Raw genomic sequence first — 22,216 nt, 5'->3', positions numbered from 1 at the left:
TTGTACTCTCGGACGTGATCTCAGTCATTTTCCGTGTAAACACGGTAGGCTGGACTCATGAATAGATTGGCTTGAGGCCAAACCCCAGCTTTTCCTTGACCATCCGCGGGGGTGGGAAAAGCAGAGAGATACAGCGCCGCGCCGGAAGTACGGGTTTTTCCAAGAAGGATCGGGATCACGGGCTTCTTCACCTAAACTTGATATTGTTGACTTGGCGTTAAGCTGCCGCCGTCTATCTGGCCGTCTATCTGTTTGTGTGAGGTTTGCCGATGCTCTCTTTCTTCTTCAATTCCAACAAGGCCAACAGCCGACAAACCGGAGGCCACCGTCTGCCTGCTGCCAGCAAAACCACAGGCACGCAACGGATCCCTAACTACAGCCGCCTGTCCGCTCCCCATGAAGTGCTCAAGCAGGAAAGGCAGATCAAGCGGGAGCAAGAGTTTACAGAAATGGAGCAAAACATCAATCGCATTCGCTACTTCTACCAAAAAGCAGACATGCCCCTGGAGATGCGGCAAATTCTGACCTACCGTAAGCTGATGGAGCTGGACTACTTTACCCCGCAGGCGGCAAAAGAGCTGCTCAAGCAATGGCAGCAGCAGGAAGAGCAAGAACACCGTCGGGCTTGAGAAAAGGGCAATCGAACCTTGGCAAGTAGGCTTGTTGAGCCAAGAGTTCCCGGTCTCCAGGTGGGGGAGCGTCTACGGGTAAAGGCCGCGATCCTGTAGGGCTTGGGCCACTCGGCCTACCCCTAGGGTGTAGGCAGCCAGTCGCAGCGACACTTGCCGCCGTTCTGCCTCCTGCACCACCCGTTCAAAGGCACGTACCATCAGACCTTCCATTTCTTGATAAACTCGCTCTTCATCCCAGAAGACGTAAGAGAGTCCCTGCACCCACTCCAGATAGCTCACCACCACTCCACCGGCATTGGTTAGGATATCCGGCAATACCTGGATCCCTCGCGATTCCAAAATCCGGTCGGCGGCAAGGGTGGTTGGCCCGTTGGCAGCTTCTGCCACAATCCGGGCTTGAATTTGGTGGGCATTGGCTTCGGTAATTTGATTTTCCAGAGCGGCAGGGATCAACACGTCCGCTTTTTGCACCAGTAGGTCGGCGTTGCTGATGGGCTCAGCCTGTGGAAAGCCCGCCATGCGGCCTCCCCGTTCCTTCATGTAAGCTTTGAGGGCGGGGATATCCAGTCCATTAGGATTGTAAAGGCCCCCAGAACTGCCGGAAACCGCCACAATCTTAGCTCCCGCCTCATGCAGCAAGCTGGCCGCTGCTCCACCCACATTGCCAAAACCTTGGATTAACACCGTTGCCCCTGCCAGGGATCCACCGCGTCGGGCCAAGGCTTCCCGTACCGTGATCATCACCCCCCGTCCGGTGGCCAGTTCTCGCCCTCGGGATCCCCCAATCGAGAGAGGTTTGCCCGTCACCACTCCCGGCACCGCATGCCCAACATTCATGGAATAGGTATCCATCACCCAGGCCATCTCGCGGGCGGAAGTTCCCATGTCTGGAGCGGGAATGTCCTCTGCAGGGCCGATATCCTTGATCAGCTCGCTGGTGTAACGTCGGGTGATGCGCTCCAGCTCCGAGACCGAATAACGCTTGGGATCGAGGGGGATCCCCCCTTTGGCCCCACCGTAGGGAATGCCCATAAGGGCGCATTTCCAGGTCGTAAACTACCCGACACCAACCGCTAGGCGGTACGGAGCGGGCTTTTAGTAGCCCTGCAGTTAGCAAGCCAACCACGAGCCTCTGGGGTGGTTTACAGCACCCCCAATCGACCGTTACCAGTGCCTTAAACAACCGTTTCTGGTGTCCGCAGTATTATTATAGCATTCCTCCCGACACCGACCCTACGGGTACAGTGTGGGGCTCCTGCAATTTCTAGCTGAGGATCGCCACCCAGCCGGGATCCAGTTTCAGCTCGCCAGCTGCCCAATCTAGGTAGCTGCAGGCCTGGGCAAGGGGACAGATATGGGCGGGAGAGGGAGGGGCAGAAGAGGCCAGCGCAGGACTTGCAGCCATGGCGAAGAGAAGCAAGGGCTGTTTCCACACTATACCGCCGGGAACCGGAGAGGAACGTTCCGTAGCAAGCGTTACAAATAGTTGAGGATCTGCAGCAGAACAAAACAGAGGCCGGCACTGGCCAGGGGCACGGTCAGGTTATCCAACCCCCACCAAGAGAACACCTCCAACCCCATGGTTATCCCCCCCACCAAGAGGCTGATGGCCAGCAAAGGGGGGGAGAAGCCAAAGTACCCCAGCAGCAGAGCCGCGATCACCAAGCTGCTCACCGCCCACATGGTCAGGGATCCCTCCCAGCTTTTTTGAATGGATCCCAGTTGGTAGGGGTGTTGGCCCCAAGTTTTGCCCACCAACCCTGCCAAGGCGTCGGCCCACGTCATCACCAATATGCCGATCACCGCGAAGACCTGTCGCTGGGGACGCCAAAACCAAAACAGCAGCAGGCCAATGCTGATGGCGTAGAAACAGGTGCCAAAGCTGCGGCGACCGACCCCATTTAAGCTGGGCAAGATGGCCACTCGGTAGGAGAGCAGCGCCAAGCCGGCGAACACCAGAGAGAATCCCACCCCCAGCCAGCGGGGCACTTGCAAGGCCCAAGCCAACAAAATGATATTGCCCACACCAATGTGGATGACCTTACGCACCCATTCCCCGTCCACCTGGCGGGAGCGCAGCCATTCCGCAAAAGCAAATACGGCGGCCAGCCAGAGAGCATAGCAAGCAAGCTGCTGGGCCAGGCCCATGAAACGGCCTCAGAGGGTTTTCAAGTAGCTGAGCAGATCTGCCATCTCCTGAGGATCCGGCTGGAACTGGGGCATGGGAGGCGTTTTGCCACCGGTCACCTGCTGAATAATAAACCGATCCGAGCGGCGGCTGCTCACCCCCCGCAGACTGGGCCCTACCCGGCCATCCGCTTCTTCCCCATGACAGGCGGCACAGTTGAGGGCAAACAAGGATGCACCATGGCTAACCTGCCCCTGTAAGCTGAGGACGGCTTCCGTGTAGGGATCCAGACGAGCCTCAGCACTTAGCCAAGCCCAGGTCAATATCGCCAGCCCTAGGCCGAGGAGGGCAAGACCCAGCCGAGTTTTTTGAGACCAGACACTTGTAAAGAACTGCTGCAAGGATTTGAGGAAGGGTTGTAAACGCTGTTGGGATGAAGGCTGAAGTCGCTTTTGCTCAAAGCCGACGCAACTGCCAGTTGATGACTGGCTGCTGCGGGATTGAGTGGTCTCTGAGAGGGAGGGAGACACAGACAACGCTGAGAGAAACCGTTTCAATCTTTTACATTTCAACCAACACGATAACCCAGGAGCCCTTTCCTGCCAATAATCTGTAATGGCATTTACTTTTTCTTAATGGTTTGCCGAGCTGCCTGAGATTCCGATCCCTCTGAGGGGGAACGGTTGGGAAAGAGCCGCCCCATCACCTCCGCTTGGGCCCAGGGATCCCGGTTGAGGCTGTGGATGGCATTGGCCCATGGAAAGTGCGCCCGCAGGCGACGGTAGAGAGATAAATTACCATAAATGACGACCGCTGCCACCCGCTCCCGATGCTGTTGCAGCCAATCCAGCACATAGTTGGGCAAGGGATTCCCAAGGAAACCTTGGAAAATCAACCCTGGGGCGTTGTCTAGAGCGGCTTCCAACCAAGGCAGGGGGGTAAGGGCATCGCTGAGCACAGGAAGCATGCCCAGGGCAGCCGGAACATGCAGGGCGGGAGACTGCAACTGCACATCGGCAGCACCCAAGGGGGGATCCTGCCAGATCCAGTTCAACCATCCGGGCTCTGCGGGCGGGCTGAGGGGCCGGCCTCCTTCCACGCCACCGCGGGCCATAGCCGCTTGACAGGGGGCGATATCCTTCTCGGCCAAGAGGGATCCCAGCTGTGCGGCTCTGTGCAGAGCAGAGGTCAGGTGGGAGCGCCTGTTGAACAACTTTCCCAACGCCGTTCGCGTCCGCGGAACGGAGTCCTTGTCCTTGGAGATGGGATCCCCCAACAGCAAAGGCTTCAGTTGCTCGGCGGGAGAGCCACGGTTGAGGGCTGGATCTGTGGGATCCTTGGCTCCCATCCATCCGCCAAGGGCGCTGAAGTCGGTTTCTGCCAGGGCCGGCCACACCTGTTGGAGGAGAGCTGAGGCGGCGGGTAGGAGTCGCTGTTTGGCCCGCAGCACCCGCGTCACCGACTGGGCAAGCTGGTCTGCGCTGAGGGATCCCTGTTGCACCGCTTCCAAAACGGCTGCCAAGGATGCCGTTGGATCGGGGGGGGTCAGAATCAGATCGGCACCGGCCTGGAAAGCCCGCACGGCCAATGAGTTGGGAAAGGACTCCGTCCCGCTAACGCGAACGGCCAGCTCTGCCAGAAAGCCTTGATCGAGGCTATCCACGACGATAAGCCCACCAAACCCCCATTCCTGGCGCAGCAGTTGGGTCAGTCGCCCCGGCAGCAGGGTGATAGGCCAGCGCTCATCCCACTCCGGCAGCACCACGTGGGAAACCAAGATCGCCCCCACCTGCTCCACCAAACCTCGAAAAGGCAGCCAAGGTCCCTCTTGGAGCTGGGCTAGGGTCAGGGTTAATCGGGGGCACCAGGGGGTGTCTGTTGTCTTTGGGGATGGCTTCAGTCCGGCCTGAACCGGATCCCTCCAGCCTTTGCCCGGAAAAGAGCTGGCTGTGGTTAGGATCCCGCCTGTGCTGCCCGGGGTGGCTTGCTCACATCCGCGCACAAAAGCTCGCGCCAGTTGCAAAGCAGACAGGGGATCCTCCGCCAGCGCCCCTTCCCCCAGCGGCTCTGCCACCGGGCTGAGCAACCAATTGATGCCGATGGCCGCCGCCTCCCGCGCCGTGATCCGCCCCCACTGCTCGGCCCAGCGCTCGGCTTCCGCCCCCAGGCGGCTCAACCCTAGAGGATGGGGGAAAGGGGTCGCCCCCTGCAGGGCCAGCCCCCGCCCGACCTCGGCTGCCACCAAAAGGGGCAGAGCCGCCCAAGACTGGGCCTCCTCGATCAGCAGCAGGGCCTCGGCCACGTGGCCATCCGTGAGCCAGATGCCCCCGATCCCCACCTCCTGGATAAGCCGTTTGAGGATCTCTCGGGGAGGAGACTGGGATCCCAGACGGGCCGAGACCGGCACCACCAACAGTTGGGCTACCTGCCGGGCTAGGGACAAGGGTCGGTCAAGTTCCTCGAGCGGAGATCCGGAAACACTCATAGGCACAGCCGAAAGTTCGTCAGCAAGGGGAACTGCTCCCTTTGCAGAAACGCAGATCATGATAGCCACTCCTGCCGGTTGCGGCTCGCAGCGGGCTGTTGAGGGCTAACGAGAAAGCCGACAACGGTCACAGGTGCCACAGGGCAGGCCGGGCTGCTCCCCAGGGTAGCCAAAATAGGGCAAGATCGCCTGCCACCGACAGCCGCGGGCGTGGATGAGGGCTTCCATCCCTTGCCAGGGATCCTCTCGTCTTAAAGGCTGCCAACGGCGGTGCAACACCTGAAAGTGAAAGGGATCCGGCCACCGCAAACAGCCCATCTCCTGCAGCAGACCCAAGGCCACCCGTGCCTCTCCAGGCGGCAGGTCGGCGTAGGATCCCTGCTGAGGCAAGGTTTGCAGCAGGTGGCGTGCTCGGGCCTGAAGGCGCTCCTGCTGGGAATAGAAATAGGCTTGGCGCCGGCGATCGCTGGGATCCAGCAGGCCCGTCGGCTCCGAGACCAGCATCAGGGCCCGACAAGGGCCACCATCCCGACCGCCTCGTCCCACCTCTTGCAAATAATCCATCAAGCTGGGCGGGGGATGAAAATGCAGCACCCAACGCACATCCGGCTTGTTAATCCCCATGCCGAAGGCGTTGGTGCAGACCAGAAAGCGCAGTTCCCCCTGCAGCCAGGATCGTTCTAGCCGGCGGCGGGATCGCGCTTCCAGCCCCCCGTGATAGGTGGCGGTTTTCAAGTTCTGTCGGCCCAGCCACTCGGCCAGCTCTTCCCCATCCCGTCGGGTGCGCACATACACCAGACCCGAGCCGGGATTTTCCCCCAGGAATCGCAGCAGACGGCGACGGCGATCCGCCGGGCTCCAGGCTATCGCGACATTGAGGGAGATATTGGCCCGCAGGGGATCGGCGCGAATGCACTCCGGATCCCGCAGCTCTAGGATTTGGCTGAGGCGGCTGCAGGTTTGGGGGTCAGCCGTGGCGGTAAAAGCGGCAATGGGAAAGGAGGACTTCACCGGGGCCAGAGCCGGGCGCAGCAATCCCAGACGGCGGTAGTCGGGCCGGAAGGATCCCCCCCAATGCACCAACGTATGGGCCTCATCCACGATCAGGCCGTTGATGTGCACCTGAGGCTGTTGCAGCCGTTGCCAAACGGGGGGGCTGAATAGGGTCTCCGGCCCCAGATAGAGCAGGCGCAGTCGGTTTTCCTCAAGGGCCTTCAACACCCGCTTGCGCAGGGCTGGATCCAGTTCGCTGTGGAGACAGGCTGCCGGCAGCTTGCGTTTCCAGAGATCCTGAACTTGGTCTTCCATGAGGGCGATCAGGGGCGAGACCACCAGCGTCACCCCTGTTTGCAGCAGGGCTACTAGCTGAAAGCACAGGGATTTGCCAAACCCCGTCGGCAACACCACCAGCGCGTCGCGCTTGTCCAGCAGAGCGCGGATCACCTGATCCTGGGGTGGGCGCAGCGTCTCGTAACCCCAGTGTTGCTTGAGGGCCTGTTGGATTTGCTGCCAATCCTGCAAACGGCAACCCCCTTTTCAACAATTTCCTTCAGCAATCTACAGCGATTTCGGGAGAAGCTGTCTTATAGGCTATTTCAAATCCCGCTGAACCTGCTAGCTCCCCTCTCCCAAGGGGTGAGGGCGCAGAGGATCGGCCCCACCGGCTTGCCTGTAGGGGATCCCTGTCACACCTATCCCCGTGTCCAGGGGGCTGGGGCGCTAGCTGACCCCCGGGTGGCGCGGGTGGCGCCCACCTATCCCCGTGTCCAGGGGGCTGGGATCAGGATCCCCGGCAGAGAAGGGATTCTCACCTGCTGCATGGGTGAAGGTGTCGATGGCGGCGGGCTTGTGCGATCCTAGAGCTGGGACTTCCCGCCTGCTTCGATACTTTTCCCATGACTGCCCTCGACTCCTCGCGCCTGCTCCAGCCCAGAACGGCCTCTGTTCACCGTCGCACTGGAGAAACGGATGTCCAAATTCATCTGAACCTGGATGGCAGCGGGCGCCATGAGATCGATACTGGGATCCCCTTTTTGGATCACATGCTGGCCCAGCTCAGCACCCACGGGCTGATCGACCTGCAGATCAAGGCCATAGGGGATCTGCACATCGACGATCACCACACCAACGAAGATGTGGGCATCACGCTGGGACAAGCCCTGGCGCAGGCTCTGCAGGATCGGCGTGGCATTCATCGCTTCGGCCATTTTTGGGCACCTTTGGATGAAGCTTTGGTGCAGGTGGTGCTGGATTTCTCCGGGCGTCCTCACCTCAGCTATGGCCTGGAGCTGCCCACGGAGCGCATTGGCCGCTACGAAACCCAGTTGGTGCGGGAGTTTTATCAGGCGGTGGTCAACCACGCCCAGCTCACTTTGCACATTCGCCAGGCTGCCGGCCTCAATGCCCACCATATTGTCGAGGCCAGTTTTAAGGCGTTTGCCCGCGCCCTGCGCATGGCCGTAGAACGGGATCCCCGCCGACAAGAAGGGATCCCCAGTTCGAAGGGAGTACTCTAGGCATGAACTGGCCACGGAGACTGTTGGCCTTGGCTCTGGGATTGGGGACAGTTTTCTTCGGTCTGGGCCAGATGGGGGGTGCAATTCTCAGTGTGGGCCTGTTGGCTCCCGCCTCAGCAGTCCAGATGGGGCAAAGTCTGTCCGGTAGGGATCCCCATTTAGGTTTATTCTGGACTTAGCCATCTTTCCAGAGTTGCACCTCAGCTTATGCGGGATCCGGAGTCGAAAACGGTTTCACCCCATCGGGATTCTGGCGGTGGCCAGCCCTGGAGGCTCTTGTTCCAAGCAGTCGGTAAATCAATCTATGTTAGGGGGGGATGAAAACTATGGACATTGATCTCCGTCCGCTGATCGTTCTGTCGCCCATTGTTTTGGTGGTTGCCTGGGCTGCCTACAACATCATCAAGGCTGCCATCAAGGGAGAAGCCAAGCTCTTCGGAGAGAAGGGCAACAACCCCTTCGGCAAAGGCGGGAGCTGAACGTGCGGATCCGGTCACAGCTGGCAGGCTCAGTATGCTAGGTGAGGAGACCCAGGCAGCGGTAACCCCTTCCGAGAGAGCCCGCTCAACATCCGCCGATGTGATTGTCATCGGGGCGGGAGTGGCCGGCTTGGTGTGTGCAAGGCAACTGCTGCGGGCAGGGCTCCAGGTTCTGGTGCTGGAAAAATCGGCAGGCTTGGGCGGGCGCATGGCCACCCGTCGAGTTGAGCACGCTGGGCAAACGGTGCCAGTGGATCATGGGGCTCAATACCTGACTGCCGATTCGGATGGCTTTTATCGCTGGGTGAAGGAGCTGCTGGGCCTGGGGCTGCTGGCGGAATGGACGCGCTCGCTGCATGTGCTGGATCGAGAAGGGCTGCGCCCAGAGGATCCCAACGATGAAAAACCGCGCTATGTCTGCCCCCAGGGCATGACAATGCTGGCCAAACACTTGGCTGCCCCGCTGTCGGTACACACCCAAACTCGTGTGGTCAGCCTCAAACCTTTGGCAACAAGCTGGCAATTGAGGGCGGAGAACGGCCAATGCTACGAGGCTGCTGCCCTGGTGGCGACAATTCCGGCCCCCCAGTTGCTGCCCCTGCTCCGGGAAGGGATCCCTTCGGCTGAAAACCTGTTGCCTCTGCTGGAATCCGCCCAGTATCAACCCTGCCTTGCGGTTTTGGCGGGCTACTCTGAGCATACGCCGCCTTGGAAGGGGATCAAGTGCTTGGAGGATCCGATGTTGGCCTGGCTGGGACTGGACAGCAGCAAGCGCCTGCAGCCGCTCCCGCCTGTGGTGGTCTTGCATGGGGGGGCGGAGTGGTCATCTCTGTACTTGGAGGCCGGCCCCTCTGAGCTGGAAAAGGCCGGTCGAGAATTGCTGGCCCACGCAGCCCAACGGCTGGATCCCTGGTTGGCTTCGCCACAATGGATGCAGGTGCACCGTTGGCGCTACGCTTTGCCTTTGGAAACCACGGGATTGGCCAGCTTAAGCACCCGTGTGCCGGTTTCCGCTGCTGAGGGATTGCCTTTGGTTTGTGCCGGCGATTGGTGCGCCGGAGGGCGCGTAGAGGGGGCTTGGCTCTCAGGACACAATGCCGCCAAAACCTTGCTCGAAATGCTTTCTGGGAAATGAGGGTATGCACAGGCCGACCCGGTCGGCAGGGCAAGTGCCTGACCTGGCGCAGGACAGAGATGACGGCAAGACCACTGGGAGGGTAGGCTGAGGGCCGCTGAGAATTTCCACCCTCTGGGCCGGGGAGTGTGTCAAGCTAAAGGGTGGATCCCCCGGCAGATGCTCTCCTCTCCACTCATGTCCAGAATCTGTACAATCTACCGCCGTGCGCAATTTGCCGCCAGCCATCGGTACTGGTTGCCCGAACTCTCAGAAGCCGAGAACTTAGCCCGCTTTGGCCCAAATGCCCGTTTTCCCGGCCATGGCCACAACTATGTGCTGGAGGTGGGCATGAGTGGTGAGGTGGATGACTATGGGATGGTGCTCAACCTCTCGGAGGTGAAGCAGGTGATCCGGCAGCGGGTGATTCAAGATCTCAACTTTGCTTATCTAAATCAAGCTTGGCCGGAGTTTGCCCAAACCTTGCCCACTACCGAGTTTATCGCTTACGTGATTTGGCAACGCCTGGCCGATGCCTTGCCCCTAACCAGCGTCCGTCTGTACGAAGATCCTGAGCTTTGGGCCGAATACCGAGGAGAAGCCATGCAAGCCTACTTGACTGTTGCCACCCATTTCAGCGCCGCCCACCGCTTGGCTCTGGATCACCTGAGTTTTGAAGAAAACAGCGCCATCTACGGCCTCTGTGCCCGTCCCCACGGCCACGGCCACAACTACGGCCTGGAAATTACCGTCAAGGGATCCATCGACCCGCGCACAGGGATGATCGTGGACTTGGCGGCCCTGCAGCGGCTGATCGAGGAGCAGGTGGTGAAGCCGCTGGATCACACCTTTTTGAACAAAGACATTCCCTACTTTGCCCAGGTGGTGCCTACTGCCGAAAACATCGCCCTCTACATCCAGCGGCTGCTGACTCTGCCCCTGCGGGAGCTGGGGGTGCAGTTGCATCGGGTTCGCCTGCAGGAGAGTCCCAGCAACAGCAGCGAGGTCTACGGGGAGTTTCCGCTGGAAGAGCTGCTCAACTCCTCAGAAGGACAAGATGTGGCTTCTTCCGCTTCTGGCAGCCGTATTGCCATGCAGGGCTGATGCGGCCATCATGTTGGATCTGGTTAAGCTGAGCGGGCAAATTCCTACCTTCACGCGGCACCTGCAACAGGAGTCGAAAGCCAGCCAAGAACGCCTCCGCCAAGCCTGGCAAGTTTTCGAGCGCTGGCAGCAGGAGCCGCAGGTTTGGCAGTCCCGCTGGGCCGAGTGGGGACCCCATCTGTCGTTTGTTTGCGCCAGCCCCGCCGAGCCGCCGGAAGCTTGGGGATCCCTGCCCAAGGTTGAACCTCTGCAGGGGCGACACACGGTGGTGGCCACGGATGGATCCCAGATTTTGCCCAGCCATCACGAGATTGCCTATTGCTCGCTGATCAATGTTGGGCGCGTGGTTCTCCACTACGGCACCCAGGAGTGGCCGCTGTTGGACAGCCAGCCCCTGCTGCTGTATGGAGATGGGCCCCTTGCCCAGCAAAACCGCTCAGACTCCCCTCTCTCGGAACCGCGGGCAGAAGGGTTGCCGAGGGCCCCCCTTAACCGGCGAGACTCTCGCCCGCAGCGCGCTCCAGGTGAACGCAATCCTACCAGCGGCACGGAGTCCTCGTTGGGGCTGGAAGAGATACTGGCCTTACGACGCTCCCAAGCGGAACTGGAGGAGCTGGCTCGTTTGGCTCTGTCGGTGCCCCGTCGCCGCACCACGCTGGCGCTCCTGGATGGATCCCTAATCCCTTGGGGACTGGAGCCTCTGCCCCAGTCGGCCCGGCGCCCCTGGTTGGATCCCATTCTGGCGACCTTGGAGCAGTTGCGGGCGGCCCGCATTCCTCTCGTGGGTTACATCAGCGCCTCCCGCAGCAGCGAAACCCTCAACTACCTGCGCTTGGGGCTGTGCCCGTACCTGGGCTGTGACTGCTACCGCTACTGTCCCGGCGAGAAGTCTCCTCCCTGCCATCCCTTCGCCCCCCTGGCAGACCGCGTCTTTTGGGGATCCCTGCTGCAGCCGGGAGAGCGCAGCCCCCTTTGGCGCAGCGGCGCCAGCGTGTTGGACGCCTTCGGGGAACACCACGTCCACTGTTGTTACCTCAATGTTGGCGAGGGATCCCTGGGCCAAGCCGAAATTGCTCGCCTGGAGTTTCCCGCTTGGGTGGTCCAGGATGCGGAGTTGCTGCAGCGGGCTCTGGCAGGGGTGCTGAGCCAAGTGCACAAGGGCTTTGGCTACCCCATCGCCTTGGCGGAAGCCCATCATTTGGCGGTGGTGAGAAGCGGGGATCGGCAGCGGTTTTTTGCCTTGATCGAGCAGGAGCTGCTCCGGGCCGGCCTGCGCCACGTGGCCGTCTCCCGCAAGGAAGCCCAGAAGCGGAGTGGCATTGCCTGAACCGACGCCGGGGATCCCTGGCACCCAAGAGAAGGCTATAGCCTATTGAGGGGATCCCCATTCAACGGCTAGGGTTGCCAAGGTGTCCCAATCCTGTCTCTGTTGCCGACATGACCGACATGATGATCCGAGCCCCTCTGCGCAGCCTCATCTCCCCCCTCACCCACGACCCCCTTTGGTACAAAGATGCAATCATCTACGAGCTGCCGGCACGGGCCTTTTTCGACAGCGACGGCGATGGCGTGGGCGACTTCCAGGGCCTGACCGAAAAGCTGGACTACTTGCAAGAACTGGGGATTACAGCCGTCTGGCTGCTGCCGTTTTTCCCCTCGCCTTTAAAAGATGACGGCTACGACGTTTCTGACTTTACCAGTGTTCACCCTGACTTGGGCACCCTAGAAGACTTCAAGATCTTTCTGGAGGCTGCCCATAAGCGGGGGATTCGCGTCATCATTGAGCTCATCCTCAACCACACTTCGGATCAGCACCCCTGGTTTCAGCGGGCCAGACGAGCTGCCCCCGGCACCCCCGAGCGGGACTTTTACGTTTGGAGCGATACCCCCGAAAAGTACAAAGAGGCCCGCATTATCTTTCAAGACTTTGAAGCCTCCAACTGGACCTGGGATTCAGCGGCCAAGGCTTACTACTGGCACCGCTTTTACTCCCACCAGCCAGATCTCAACTACGACAACCCCGCCGTACAAAAAGCCATGTTCGAGGTGGTGGACTTTTGGCTGAGCTTGGGGGTAGATGGCATGCGGCTGGACGCGGTGCCTTATCTCTACGAGCGGGAGGGCACCACCTGCGAGAGCCTACCGGAGACCCATGCCTTTCTCAAGGCTCTGCGCCGACACATTGACCAAAGGTATCCTGGCCGCATGCTGCTGGCGGAGGCCAACCAGTGGCCAGAAGATGCTGTGGCCTACTTCGGCGATGGGGACGAGTGCCACATGGAGTTCCACTTTCCCCTCATGCCACGGCTGTTTATGGCCATCCAGATGGAGGATCGCTTCCCCATCATTGACATCCTGCAACAAACCCCTCCCATTCCTGAAACCTGCCAGTGGGCCCTCTTCCTGCGCAACCACGACGAGCTCACCCTGGAGATGGTCACTGACGAGGAGCGGGACTACATGTACCAGGTGTACGCCAAGGATCCCAACGCGCGGGTGAACCTGGGGATCCGCCGCCGCTTGGCCCCCCTGCTGGGCAACAGCCGCCGCCGCATCGAGCTGATGAACAGCCTGCTGTTTTCTCTGCCCGGCACGCCGGTCATCTACTACGGGGACGAGATCGGCATGGGGGACAACATCTACCTGGGGGATCGCAATAGCGTGCGCACCCCCATGCAGTGGAGCGCCGACCGCAACGCCGGCTTTTCGCGGGCCAACCCTCAGAAGCTCTACCTGCCCATCGTCATCGACGCCGAGTACCACTACGAAGCTGTCAATGTGGAGGCGCAGCGAAACAACCCCCATTCCCTGTGGTGGACCATGAAGCGGCTCATCGCCGTGCGCAAGCGATTCCAAGCTTTTGGCCGCGGCTCCTTTGAGCTGCTCCACCCGGAAAATCGCAAGGTGCTTGCCTTTATGCGGGCCTTTGGCGATGAGCGCATCTTGGTGGTGGCCAATCTCTCCCGCTACGCCCAGTGGGTGGGGCTGGATCTATCGCCGTGGGAAGGATTGATCCCGGTGGAGATCTTTGGCCACACCGAGTTTCCCCCTATTGGGCGACTGCCCTATTTCCTAACGCTAGGCCCCCATTCCTTTTACTGGTTTTCCCTTGAGCCCAAAACGGAGACCATCCACCTCAGCCCCAGCAAAGCGGAGGAGCAGGAACGCCTGGTCCCTCTGGTTGTTCAAAGTGGTAGTCCTCTGGTTGTTCAAAGTGGTAGTTGGGACAGTCTCTTGCAAGGGGAAAGCCAAAAGCAGCTGGAGGCAGTCTTGGCGGACTACCTCTACCGCTGTCGTTGGTTTGGCTCCCAAAACCGCCAGCTCCAGGCGATCCATATCCTGCAGGCTATCCCCTGCCGCCGAGAAGAGGAGTCCTTGCTGGGCAGCCAGATCTTGCTTCTCCAGGCCGAGTTTATCGAGGGCGATACGCAGCTCTACTCTCTCCCTGTGGGCTATGCCACCCAAGAAGCAGCCGTACACCTGCGCCTAGAGATGCCCCAGGCGGTCATCCTCCCTGTGCAAGTGGCCGGAGGGCCGGCGGGAGTAATTTTCAACGCTCTGGCTGACAAAAGCTTCTTGCTGCGGCTGCTGCAGCTAATTGCCCAGCAGGGCCGCCTGCGTCACCGTCAGGGAGAGCTCTGGGCCACTAGCTTTGCTGCCCTTGAGCATGACCTGGAACCCCGCCTCCTCAAGGCGGAGCAGAGCTACGCCTCCGTTGTCTATGGCAACCACTACCTCCTCAAGCTCTACCACCGGGTGGCCGAGGGGGTAAACCCAGAGCTGGAGATAGGCCGCTACCTGCTGGAGCACCATCCCCAGGTGCGGGTGCCACGGCTGCTGGGATCCCTGGAGTATCGCCGTCGTCGCGGGGCCCGTGGGTTTGATCCCGCCGATCAGCCCATTACCCTGGCCATTTTGCAGGAGTACATCCCCAACGAGGGAGATGCCTGGCACTACACCCTGGACAGCCTGGGGCAATTTTTTGAGGCGGTGCTGGTTCACTACCAAGAGGTGGATCCCGTGCCCGTGCCGCAGGGATCCTTCTTGGAGCTTTCCCAACAGCCCTTGCCGGAGCTGGCCTACGCCACCATCGGCAGCTACCTAGAATCGGTGCGGATCTTGGCCAAGCGCACCGCCGAGCTGCACATCGCCCTGGCTGCCGATACGGAGAACAAAGACTTTGCCCCAGAGCCTTTCTCCAGCCTGTACCAGCGCTCCGTTTACCAGTCCATGCGCAACTTGGTGGGGCAGGTGTTTCCGCTGCTGTTCGCGTCAGCGGGACGGAGTCCTTATAAGCAGCTCCCCAAGCTGCCGGAAGCAGAGGCCAACTTGGCTCGGGCTGTTTGCGACCAAGAAGGGGAAATCATGAGCCGCTTCCGCCTGATCCTGGAGCGGAAGATCACCGCCCTGCGTACCCGCTGCCACGGGGATTACCACCTGGGCCAGGTGCTGTTTACCGGCAAAGACTTTGTCATCATCGACTTTGAAGGGGAGCCGGCCCGCTCTTTGGGCGAACGGCGTCTCAAGCGTTGCCCCTTACGGGATGTGGCGGGGATGCTGCGATCCTTCCACTATGCTGTCCACACAGCTTTGCGCCAGCAACTGGAGAGCGGCTTGGTCTGCGCCGACCACTGCCCCGACATGATGCGGTGGGCCCAGTTTTGGCACCGCTGGGTCTGCGCGGGCTTTTTGGCCGAATATCTGCAGGTGGCTTCCCAAGCGGCTTTTTTGCCCCGCAGCCTGCAAGAGATAGAGGTGTTGTTGGACGCCTATCTGCTGGAAAAAGCCATTTACGAGCTGGGCTATGAGTTGAACCACCGCCCCGAGTGGGTGGAGATTCCCCTGCGCGGGATCTTGCAACTGCTGGGCATTTCCACCAAGGTTTAGGGGATCCTGTCGGCAGGCCATTTGGGGTGAGCGACTGGGGGACAAACATGTGTGGACGGTTTAGCCTGGCAGTGGCCCCAGAAGTGCTGATGCAGCATTTCGGCTTGCCGGCGGCAGCCCAAGAAAGGGCAGCTGTCCCCCGGTATAACATCGCTCCTTCTCAGCCGGTGCTGGCGGTGGTGGCGGGATCCCTTCAGCGCAAGGCAACCCATTTTCGCTGGGGCCTGATCCCCGCTTGGAGCCAAGCCGCCAAGGCCGGGTTGATCAATGCTCGTTCTGAAACGGTGGCCGAGAAGCCTTCTTTCCGCGAAGCTTTCCGCCGTCGTCGCTGCCTGATCCCGGCAGATGGCTTCTACGAGTGGGCCGACCAGGGTACAGGCAAGAAGGGCAGACAACCCTACTGGTTTCACCTGCTGGATCGACCGGTATTTGCCTTTGCCGGGATTTGGGAACGCTGGCGCAGTCCAGAGGGGGTGGAGGTGGAAACCTGTGCCATCCTCAACACCGCTGCCAACCGTCTGATGCAGCTTTTTCACGAGCGGATGCCCGTGATTTTGACGGAAAACGACTACGACCTCTGGCTGGATCCCCAGGTGCAGGATCCCAAGCTGCTTTTGCCCTTGCTCCGCCCCTACCCAGCAGAAGCCATGGCGGCTTATCCGGTCAGCACCTATGTGAACAACCCCCGCCACGAGGATCCCGCTTGCCGTGCTCCTATCGGAGAAGCAGTGCAGGGATCCAGCCTCAGCGAGCCCGCTGGTAGCGCATCCCCGGCAGTTGTACCAGCCAGCCTTCCAATTCCATAAGCAGCAGGGTACTGGAAAGGGTGGCAATATCCATCTGGCTAGCCTGGGCCAGGGCATCGAGGCTGAGGATGCCCTCCCCTAGCAGCTGCCAGAGCAGTTGCTGTTGGGGATCGCTGGGGCCAGTGGACGAGGGCTGCTTTAGCACAGGGGATCCCTGGAGGAGGCCCAAGTCTTTCAACAGCTCCTCGATCCCCAGGATCATGCCGGCGCCGTCGCGGATGAGCTGCAGGCAGCCGCGGGCTGCTGCCGTGTCGATGTTCCCCGGCAGGGCATACACTTCCCGACCGTAGTGGTTGGCCAGGTGAGCAGTAATTAGCGCTCCCGAGGTTTCCGGAGCCTCCATCACCAAAGTGGCGCGGCAGAGGCCGGCAATGATGCGGTTGCGCTGGGGAAAATGCTCCTTGGCCGGTGGCGTGCCGGGGGGATATTCGCTGAGGATGGCCCCTTGGGCCAGGATGCGCCGGTAGAGAGCTTGATGGTGAGCTGGGTAAACTTTGTCCACCCCCGTTCCCACCACGGCCACCGTCTTGCCGCCGGCATCCAGACAGGCCTGGTGGGCAATGCCGTCGATCCCCGTTGCCAGCCCCGAGACCACCACACAGCCAGCTTCCGCCAGGGCAGCGCTGACTTTCTGGGTCCACTGTCGACCGTAGGCCGTAGGGGCGCGGGTGCCGACGATGGCAATAGCCGGCTGTTGCCAATTGGGACATTCTCCTAGGGCATAGAGAATGGGCGGGGGATCTGGCACCTCCCACAGCAGCGGCGGATAGTCCGGATCTGCAGGCGTGAGAAAGGGGATCCCCGCTTTGAGGGTTTCCTCCAGGATCTGCTCGGGATCAAGGCCAGGACGGGCAGAGACAATAGCCTGGGCCAGGGTGGGGCCAATGCCTTCCACCTGCCGCAGGGCCGGGGCATCCGCTTGCCAAGCCCGCTCCAGGGATCCAAAAAACTCCGCCAGCCGCTTGAGCCGGTGGGGGCCAATCCCTTTGATGCGGGCCCAAGCTAGCCAGTAGGGCCGCTCCCGTTCTTCATGGCCTGGCCCACGGGAAGGCTCCCTCTTGCCAACAGGATCTGAAGGGGAAAGGGGAAAAGACAATTTAGCTCTGCGCAGTAGTGGCTGTATCTTAAATGATTGGCAAAAGGAACGCTTGGCAAAAAAGCAGGAGATGGGTAGATGTCAGGGTTGGATCCCGCCGGTAACCTTCAAGGATCAAGGCAGCTGCGGTTTGGGCGGATGCGCCAAGCTTGGGTGTGGGGGGCCTATCCCCTGCTGTGGCTGTTGACCTGGGTGGGATCCCGCTCGGCCCAGCCCCAGTTTTTGGGGATCCCGGCCTGGTATTGGCTGGCGGGATTGGCTGTCCTGCTGTTGGTACCTCTTAACTTCTACATTGTGCGCGTTTGCTGGCCGAGAGGCGGAGATGAGTAACACGGTTTTGAGTCTGGGTGTGGTGGGGGTGTACTTGCTGCTGCTGGCAGCCATCGGCTTCTGGAGCTATCGCCACAGCGGTCGGGATCCGGTTAGCTACTTTTTGGCGGGGCGGGGTCTGGGATCCCTGGCTCTAACCTTGACGACGCTGGCGACGCTGCTCAGTGCCTTTACCTTCATTGGGGTGCCGGCAGATGCCTATACCCACGGCCTAGGGATCTTCCTGGGGGTGGGGGTGACCACCGCCCTCATTTCGGGGCTGTTTTTGTGGGTGGGCTACCGGGTATGGCTAGCAGCCCAACACTTTGGCTTCATCACCCCTTCCGAGTTTTTCGGCCACCGCTTCAACAGCCCTCTTTTGGCTCTACTCTACTGCCTTAGCGCCCTGATGTTTACCGCCCCCTACATCAGCATCCAGATCATTGGCGGAGCCCGCACCCTGGCGGCGGTGTTGGGGGAGGGGATCCCCTACTGGCCCTTGGCGGTGGTGGTGGCGCTGGTGATCTTGGGGTATGTGCTCTTTGGCGGATCCCAGGCGGTGGTCTGGACGGACGTGGTGCAGGGGATCATCTTGATTCTGGGGATGGGGGTGGCCTTTGTTGCAGTGGCTTTCTCCCTAGGGAGAGAAGCGGGTAGCGAACTGGATCCCTGGCTGAGCTTGCCCGGCCCCCAAGGACGCTGGAGCTGGCAAGGGTTACTCGGCAATCAACTGCTGTTTTTCATGGCCACTCCCCTTTTCCCACAATTTTTCCAGCGCTTTTACATGGCCAGGAGTGCTCATCCCTTCAAGACCCTGATGGTAGTCTGGCCGCTGCTGATTCTGCTGGTCTTTTTCCCGGCAGCTCTTCTTGGGGTTTGGGGCCGCCTGGCTTTTCCCGGCCTGGAGAAAGCGGACCAGATCATGCCCCTGATGTTGCAAACTCTGCCCGGCGGTGTGGCAGCGGTGGTGATTACAGCAGCTCTGGCCGCCCTCATGTCCACGGCAGACTCACAGCTCCTTACGGCCAGCTCGTTGGTAACGCGGGATCTGGTAGTGACCCTCTTTAGACGCCAGCTTTCCCCCCACCAAGAAGAACAATTGGGACGCTGGGTGGTGCTGGGGATCGGTTTGGCCTCTTTTGCCATTGCCCTTAACCCGCCGGGGCTGATTGTGGAGATCGCCACCTGGAGCTTTCAGGGAAATGCCATGCTGTTCCCAATCCTGATAGCCGGTCTGTACTGGAAGCGGGCTACCCGCGCTGGGGCTGTAGCCGGGGCCCTCGTCTCCAGTGGCCTGACTTTAGGTTGGCTGTCGGGTCTGTTGCCGCGGGCTTGGACAGGGGGCTGGTTACCCGTAATCCCGGCAGTGGTGATCGGCAGTGGGGTGTTAATTGGCGTAAGCTTGCTTACCCAGCCGCCCAAGGAGCAGGTGACCGCCTACTACGAGGAAGGGCCTTGGGGAGAGTAGGTTATTCTTTATCGATCAGCTCAATCAACGCTTTTCCAGGTCTGCCGGTAGCCAGCCAGCTTGAGCCAGGCCGTTGAGAAATGCGAAAGTCCCTCCTAGAAAAAGCAAGCCCATCAGCCCGGCCAAGGGGTTGCCGCCGATCCCGGTCAGCCACTCGGGCACCCTGCCGGTGTAGTCTATCCAGGCCAAGTTGTTGACCCAGACCATGCCCCATACCCAACCCGCGTGCAGCCCCAGGCTTAAGCCCAGCTTGTTTTGGTTCCAGACCCTCGCCTGCACCAGCAGCAGCCCCATCAGCCACAGTCCGGGAAATTGCGGCCAGGTGGCGAGAATCTCAGGCAAAGGCTTCAGGAAATGGGCCATAGCAAACAGGAAGCTGGATCCCCACACCGCAGTGCTGCAACCGTAGTCCAGCAGCATCTCCTGCAGCAGCCAGCCGCGAAAAAACAGCTCCTCCGCCAGCGCCACCCCCAAGCCCAAAAGCAACCCCAGCAACCCATAGACCAGCAGGGATCCCCCTCCTACCGCCCTCCAACTCAGCCAACCCAGGGATCCCTCCAGGCCCAAAAGCAAGAAAAGCCCCCCGACCCCGATCCCCAGGCCCCAGAGGATCCCGCCCCGACAGGCCCAACTGCTATCTAGCCCATAGGCAGCAAATCCAGATCCCCACAGCCCCAGCCAGACCAGCAGCAAGGCATACAGGGGCAGCCACAGGTAGGCTCGCGCTTCCGGAAAAAACCACCCCCCCAGCCCGACCCACGGCAGCCAGGCTAGGAGGGGGATCCCCAAAAACAGCAACAGCCGCAGCGGCAAGGGCAAAGCCTTGAGTTTTGCAATCAGCAGGCCCACCCCAACCGCTCCTGCTTAGCGTTCCGGCTCAATGGAGCTGGTGAGGCCGTGCTGACGCAACTGCTCACAGTAAAACTCCGCGTGCTCCCGCGGCACCACGATCACCACAGCAACGCCGTTGTGGTGGGCTTCCAGCATGATCTCAGTGGCTTGCGGCGGCATCATCGCCGGGATCACCTTCACCAGCACCTGCACCACGTACTCCATGGTGTTGACATCGTCGTTGTGCAGCAACACCCGGTACATGGGCATGTGCTTTGGGGTTACAGAAGGCTTGACCAGAGTCTCCGTAGCCACGACGATCCCTCCTTCGGCAGGGTCAACAAGAAGTCTAAGGAACGCAAAACCGCAAAAATGGGGCAAAAGCAGGAAAAACTGTAATGAAATTTTAGCCTTCTCAGCAAGCTCTGTGAAAAGGCCGTGGGGAACCTGGGCGCAGGGGTCAGAGCCGTTAAACCAACCCTAACCCAACCTTCACCTGCCCACAACCTCAGCTTGGGGGCAAAAGTGCTTGACTAAAAAGGCGATTGGCCTTTGTTGCGGATCCCTTTACATTTGCCTGTGTCCCTGAGGTGGGCCCTATGAGTTCCCTGCGTTCCCGTCGCTTTTTCCTGCAGTTGCTGATGTTTGGAGGTGGGGCAGCCGCCCTGGCTGCCTGTGGAGGCACCTCCAGTTCCTCGATTCCCCCCCTGGGAGAGCCTGGATTTCCCCAAGGGGTATTTGCCGGGGATCCCACCTCGGAAGGGGCGGTGCTTTCCACGCGGGTGATCCCGGCCAGCGCGACAGATACGGTTGCGGTGACGTTGCAGGTGGCTGAGAATTCCGAGTTCAACCCCATTTCGCAACAAGTTTCGCTTACTGCTCGCCGTGTGGCGGGCCGCAACTACCGCACTGAGCCAGGCGACTACATTGCCCGCGCCGTCGTCACCGGCTTGAGGCCAGCGCAGCGCTACTTCTACCGGTTTGTCAGCGAGGGGTTTACCAGCCCTGTAGGCCAGTTTCGCACCCTGCCAGCTCCTGGGGATGGACGACCCATTCGCTTCTTACACATCAGTTGTGCCAACGAGCCTCCCTTTCCTATTGGGGCAGCCATGCTGGCAGAAGTCAGCCGCGGCGATATCGATTTCATTTCCTTTAACGGCGATACCGTCTACGCCGATCGCTTCTGGCTGGGGTTAGATCCCATCGGCAATCTGGAGTTCTACCGCAGCCTCTATCGGGATCAGCGGGATCCCAACTATGCCGGGCGGGAGTTCGCGCAACTGTTTGGCCGGACTTCCTTTGTTGTCAACTGGGACGATCACGAGGTGATTGACAACTACAGTGGCCAGAAGGCCCGCGGTGGCCGGGCCACTCAGCTGAACGACACCACCGGGCAAACCCGCGATGTGGAAGATCTCAAGGTGCTGGGCTACCAGGCTTTTTTTGAGTACAACCCCATTACCCCCAACCTGACAGATGTGGCCGGTGTGGATAGCCGGGATCGGCTGTTTCGCAGCTTCCGCTACGGGGCCAATGCCGAAGTCTTTATCCTGGATCTGCGCCAGTACCGGGATTTGGCGGCGGTCACCCCCATTTTGCCCATTTTGCCCCCCGGCCTGACCCGGCAGCGCTTTTTGGAGCTGGCTGGCATTCGTCTTACGCCCGAACAGGAAACCCTTTTCTTCGGCCCACCCGGCTCCGAACAAGCCCTGTTTAACCTGCTGCGCCGCACGCCCCGTACCCTCTTGGGCAATCCGCAGAAGCAGTGGCTGTTCAACGGCCTGCGCAACTCCACCGCCACCTACAAGTTCATCGTCAGCGAGTTTCCCATCACGGTGACCTACTTCCGCTCCAACGATGTTTGGGAAGGCTACTGGCTGGAGCGGCAGGAAGTCATTGACTTTATCGAGAGCAACAACATCCGCAACGTGGTGTTCTTGACCGGCAACAACCATGCCGGCTTCATCGGCCAGGTCAACCCCGGCAGCAGCAACCCCATCTGGGAAGTGTGGACTGGCCCCACCGGGCGGAGCGTTACGGCCCTGAGCATTGACGAGCTGGGCAATCAACTGGGGATCCCCAATGCCAGCCGCCTGTATTACCGGATTGTGAACGGCTTTTTGGCACCGGTGAACCCGACCAATCCGCAAGTGAGCGGGATCCCAGGGGTAACGACGGGCAACTTGCGCTTTTTGGAGCTGGCGGTGCCCAACTACAACGTTATTGAAGTGTCCGGCAGCCGCTGCACCATTCAAATCAAAGGCCCCGCCGGCAGTGTTTTGACGGATCCCTTAGGGCGAAGGGGGGAACTGAGCTTGCCACAATAAAACCACAATAAAGAAGTCGGCTCAACCGATGAGC

General features: G+C 60.5%; 18 protein-coding genes and 2 pseudogenes. 11 read left to right on the top strand and 9 right to left on the bottom strand.

The window, feature by feature from the left end:
- Positions 1-269 precede the first annotated feature (269 nt).
- A complete protein-coding gene (locus ACVWZF_RS09745) occupies positions 270-629 on the top strand; it encodes a hypothetical protein (RefSeq protein ID WP_041436248.1) in 360 nt (119 codons plus the stop codon).
- Between the two features lie 72 nt (positions 630-701).
- Here ACVWZF_RS09745 and ACVWZF_RS09740 read toward each other — a convergent pair.
- From ACVWZF_RS09740 to ACVWZF_RS09715, 6 genes and pseudogenes are all read right to left on the bottom strand, one after another.
- Positions 702-1,685: pseudogene (locus ACVWZF_RS09740) on the bottom strand (Glu/Leu/Phe/Val family dehydrogenase); the annotation flags it as partial.
- A gap of 210 nt (positions 1,686-1,895) precedes the next feature.
- Positions 1,896-2,037 (bottom strand): annotated as a pseudogene (locus ACVWZF_RS09735) (glutamate dehydrogenase); the annotation flags it as partial.
- Between the two features lie 71 nt (positions 2,038-2,108).
- Positions 2,109-2,780, bottom strand: coding sequence for a diacylglycerol/polyprenol kinase family protein (locus tag ACVWZF_RS09730; protein WP_457411347.1), 672 nt, complete (start codon positions 2,778-2,780; stop codon positions 2,109-2,111).
- Between the two features lie 9 nt (positions 2,781-2,789).
- On the bottom strand, positions 2,790-3,119 hold the full coding sequence (locus ACVWZF_RS09725) for a c-type cytochrome (RefSeq protein ID WP_049749615.1): 330 nt from the start codon (positions 3,117-3,119) through the stop codon (positions 2,790-2,792).
- Positions 3,120-3,382: 263 nt separating this feature from the next.
- Positions 3,383-5,203 (bottom strand): glycoside hydrolase family 3 N-terminal domain-containing protein, encoded by a 1,821-nt coding sequence (locus tag ACVWZF_RS09720; RefSeq protein WP_457411345.1) that lies wholly within the window; start codon positions 5,201-5,203, stop codon positions 3,383-3,385.
- 147 nt (positions 5,204-5,350) lie between these two features.
- Positions 5,351-6,766 (bottom strand): RecQ family ATP-dependent DNA helicase, encoded by a 1,416-nt coding sequence (locus ACVWZF_RS09715; protein WP_457411343.1) that lies wholly within the window; start codon positions 6,764-6,766, stop codon positions 5,351-5,353.
- 374 nt (positions 6,767-7,140) lie between these two features.
- On the opposite strand from ACVWZF_RS09715, the gene hisB reads away from it, so the two are divergent.
- The 7 genes from hisB (at position 7,141) to ACVWZF_RS09680 (ending at position 16,151) form a co-directional block, all read left to right on the top strand.
- A complete protein-coding gene (gene hisB, locus ACVWZF_RS09710; protein ID WP_011432314.1) occupies positions 7,141-7,761 on the top strand; it encodes an imidazoleglycerol-phosphate dehydratase HisB in 621 nt (206 codons plus the stop codon).
- A 326-nt stretch (positions 7,762-8,087) separates the two neighbouring features.
- Positions 8,088-8,240, top strand: a complete 153-nt coding sequence (locus ACVWZF_RS09705; protein ID WP_011432316.1) for a photosystem II protein Y — start codon at positions 8,088-8,090, stop codon at positions 8,238-8,240.
- Positions 8,241-8,274: 34 nt separating this feature from the next.
- Positions 8,275-9,375, top strand: a complete 1,101-nt coding sequence (locus ACVWZF_RS09700) for an NAD(P)/FAD-dependent oxidoreductase (protein ID WP_011432317.1) — start codon at positions 8,275-8,277, stop codon at positions 9,373-9,375.
- Between the two features lie 177 nt (positions 9,376-9,552).
- The gene (locus tag ACVWZF_RS09695; protein ID WP_457411352.1) at positions 9,553-10,458 is read left to right on the top strand and encodes a 6-carboxytetrahydropterin synthase; all 906 of its coding nucleotides are present in this window, start codon (positions 9,553-9,555) and stop codon (positions 10,456-10,458) included.
- Between the two features lie 10 nt (positions 10,459-10,468).
- A complete protein-coding gene (locus tag ACVWZF_RS09690; protein ID WP_457411342.1) occupies positions 10,469-11,785 on the top strand; it encodes a DNA double-strand break repair nuclease NurA in 1,317 nt (438 codons plus the stop codon).
- A 122-nt stretch (positions 11,786-11,907) separates the two neighbouring features.
- Positions 11,908-15,345, top strand: coding sequence for a maltose alpha-D-glucosyltransferase (gene treS / locus ACVWZF_RS09685; protein ID WP_011432320.1), 3,438 nt, complete (start codon positions 11,908-11,910; stop codon positions 15,343-15,345).
- 47 nt (positions 15,346-15,392) lie between these two features.
- On the top strand, positions 15,393-16,151 hold the full coding sequence (locus tag ACVWZF_RS09680) for an SOS response-associated peptidase (RefSeq protein ID WP_011432321.1): 759 nt from the start codon (positions 15,393-15,395) through the stop codon (positions 16,149-16,151).
- Here the strand turns inward: ACVWZF_RS09680 and dprA are convergent.
- Positions 16,090-17,247 carry a DNA-processing protein DprA gene (dprA, locus tag ACVWZF_RS09675; protein ID WP_011432322.1) on the bottom strand — a complete coding sequence of 386 codons (1,158 nt, stop codon included), beginning with the start codon at positions 17,245-17,247 and terminating at the stop codon, positions 16,090-16,092. The genes ACVWZF_RS09680 and dprA overlap by 62 nt on opposite strands.
- 138 nt (positions 17,248-17,385) lie before the next feature.
- On the opposite strand from dprA, the gene ACVWZF_RS09670 reads away from it, so the two are divergent.
- Both ACVWZF_RS09670 and ACVWZF_RS09665 read left to right on the top strand, forming a co-directional pair.
- A complete protein-coding gene (locus ACVWZF_RS09670; RefSeq protein ID WP_238376882.1) occupies positions 17,386-17,577 on the top strand; it encodes a hypothetical protein in 192 nt (63 codons plus the stop codon).
- A complete protein-coding gene (locus ACVWZF_RS09665) occupies positions 17,570-19,024 on the top strand; it encodes a sodium:solute symporter family protein (protein ID WP_011432324.1) in 1,455 nt (484 codons plus the stop codon). Before ACVWZF_RS09670 ends, ACVWZF_RS09665 begins: the two co-directional genes overlap by 8 nt.
- 24 nt (positions 19,025-19,048) lie before the next feature.
- Here the strand turns inward: ACVWZF_RS09665 and ACVWZF_RS09660 are convergent, their stop codons facing one another.
- Entirely contained in the window at positions 19,049-19,873 is an 825-nt protein-coding gene (locus ACVWZF_RS09660; RefSeq protein ID WP_011432325.1) for a CPBP family intramembrane glutamic endopeptidase, read from the bottom strand.
- 15 nt (positions 19,874-19,888) lie between these two features.
- On the bottom strand, positions 19,889-20,170 hold the full coding sequence (gene clpS / locus ACVWZF_RS09655; RefSeq protein ID WP_011432326.1) for an ATP-dependent Clp protease adapter ClpS: 282 nt from the start codon (positions 20,168-20,170) through the stop codon (positions 19,889-19,891).
- Positions 20,171-20,454: 284 nt separating this feature from the next.
- Between clpS and ACVWZF_RS09650 the strand changes: the two genes are divergently transcribed.
- Positions 20,455-22,182: an alkaline phosphatase D family protein gene (locus tag ACVWZF_RS09650; RefSeq protein ID WP_457411340.1), complete on the top strand. Its 1,728-nt coding sequence runs from the start codon at positions 20,455-20,457 to the stop codon at positions 22,180-22,182.
- The last annotated feature ends 34 nt before the right edge of the window (positions 22,183-22,216 follow it).

It is taken from the genome of Thermostichus sp. OS-CIW-30 (genome assembly GCF_054060215.1).
Note: the sequence above shows the minus strand (reverse complement) of the source record. Positions and strands in the feature narration are given on the sequence as shown.

What these genes read in the sequence shown, in the direction of transcription:
- ACVWZF_RS09680 (WP_011432321.1), top strand. Translation starts at nt 15,393, where the DNA reads ATGTGTGGACGGTTTAGCCTGGCAGTGGCCCCAGAAGTGCTGATGCAG.
- hisB (WP_011432314.1), top strand. Translation starts at nt 7,141, where the DNA reads ATGACTGCCCTCGACTCCTCGCGCCTGCTCCAGCCCAGAACGGCCTCT.
- ACVWZF_RS09665 (WP_011432324.1), top strand. Translation starts at nt 17,570, where the DNA reads ATGAGTAACACGGTTTTGAGTCTGGGTGTGGTGGGGGTGTACTTGCTG.
- ACVWZF_RS09705 (WP_011432316.1), top strand. Translation starts at nt 8,088, where the DNA reads ATGGACATTGATCTCCGTCCGCTGATCGTTCTGTCGCCCATTGTTTTG.
- ACVWZF_RS09745 (WP_041436248.1), top strand. Translation starts at nt 270, where the DNA reads ATGCTCTCTTTCTTCTTCAATTCCAACAAGGCCAACAGCCGACAAACC.
- ACVWZF_RS09695 (WP_457411352.1), top strand. Translation starts at nt 9,553, where the DNA reads ATGTCCAGAATCTGTACAATCTACCGCCGTGCGCAATTTGCCGCCAGC.
- ACVWZF_RS09670 (WP_238376882.1), top strand. Translation starts at nt 17,386, where the DNA reads ATGCGCCAAGCTTGGGTGTGGGGGGCCTATCCCCTGCTGTGGCTGTTG.
- ACVWZF_RS09700 (WP_011432317.1), top strand. Translation starts at nt 8,275, where the DNA reads ATGCTAGGTGAGGAGACCCAGGCAGCGGTAACCCCTTCCGAGAGAGCC.
- ACVWZF_RS09650 (WP_457411340.1), top strand. Translation starts at nt 20,455, where the DNA reads ATGAGTTCCCTGCGTTCCCGTCGCTTTTTCCTGCAGTTGCTGATGTTT.
- ACVWZF_RS09730 (WP_457411347.1), bottom strand. Translation starts at nt 2,780, where the DNA reads ATGGGCCTGGCCCAGCAGCTTGCTTGCTATGCTCTCTGGCTGGCCGCC.
- ACVWZF_RS09690 (WP_457411342.1), top strand. Translation starts at nt 10,469, where the DNA reads ATGTTGGATCTGGTTAAGCTGAGCGGGCAAATTCCTACCTTCACGCGG.
- treS (WP_011432320.1), top strand. Translation starts at nt 11,908, where the DNA reads ATGATCCGAGCCCCTCTGCGCAGCCTCATCTCCCCCCTCACCCACGAC.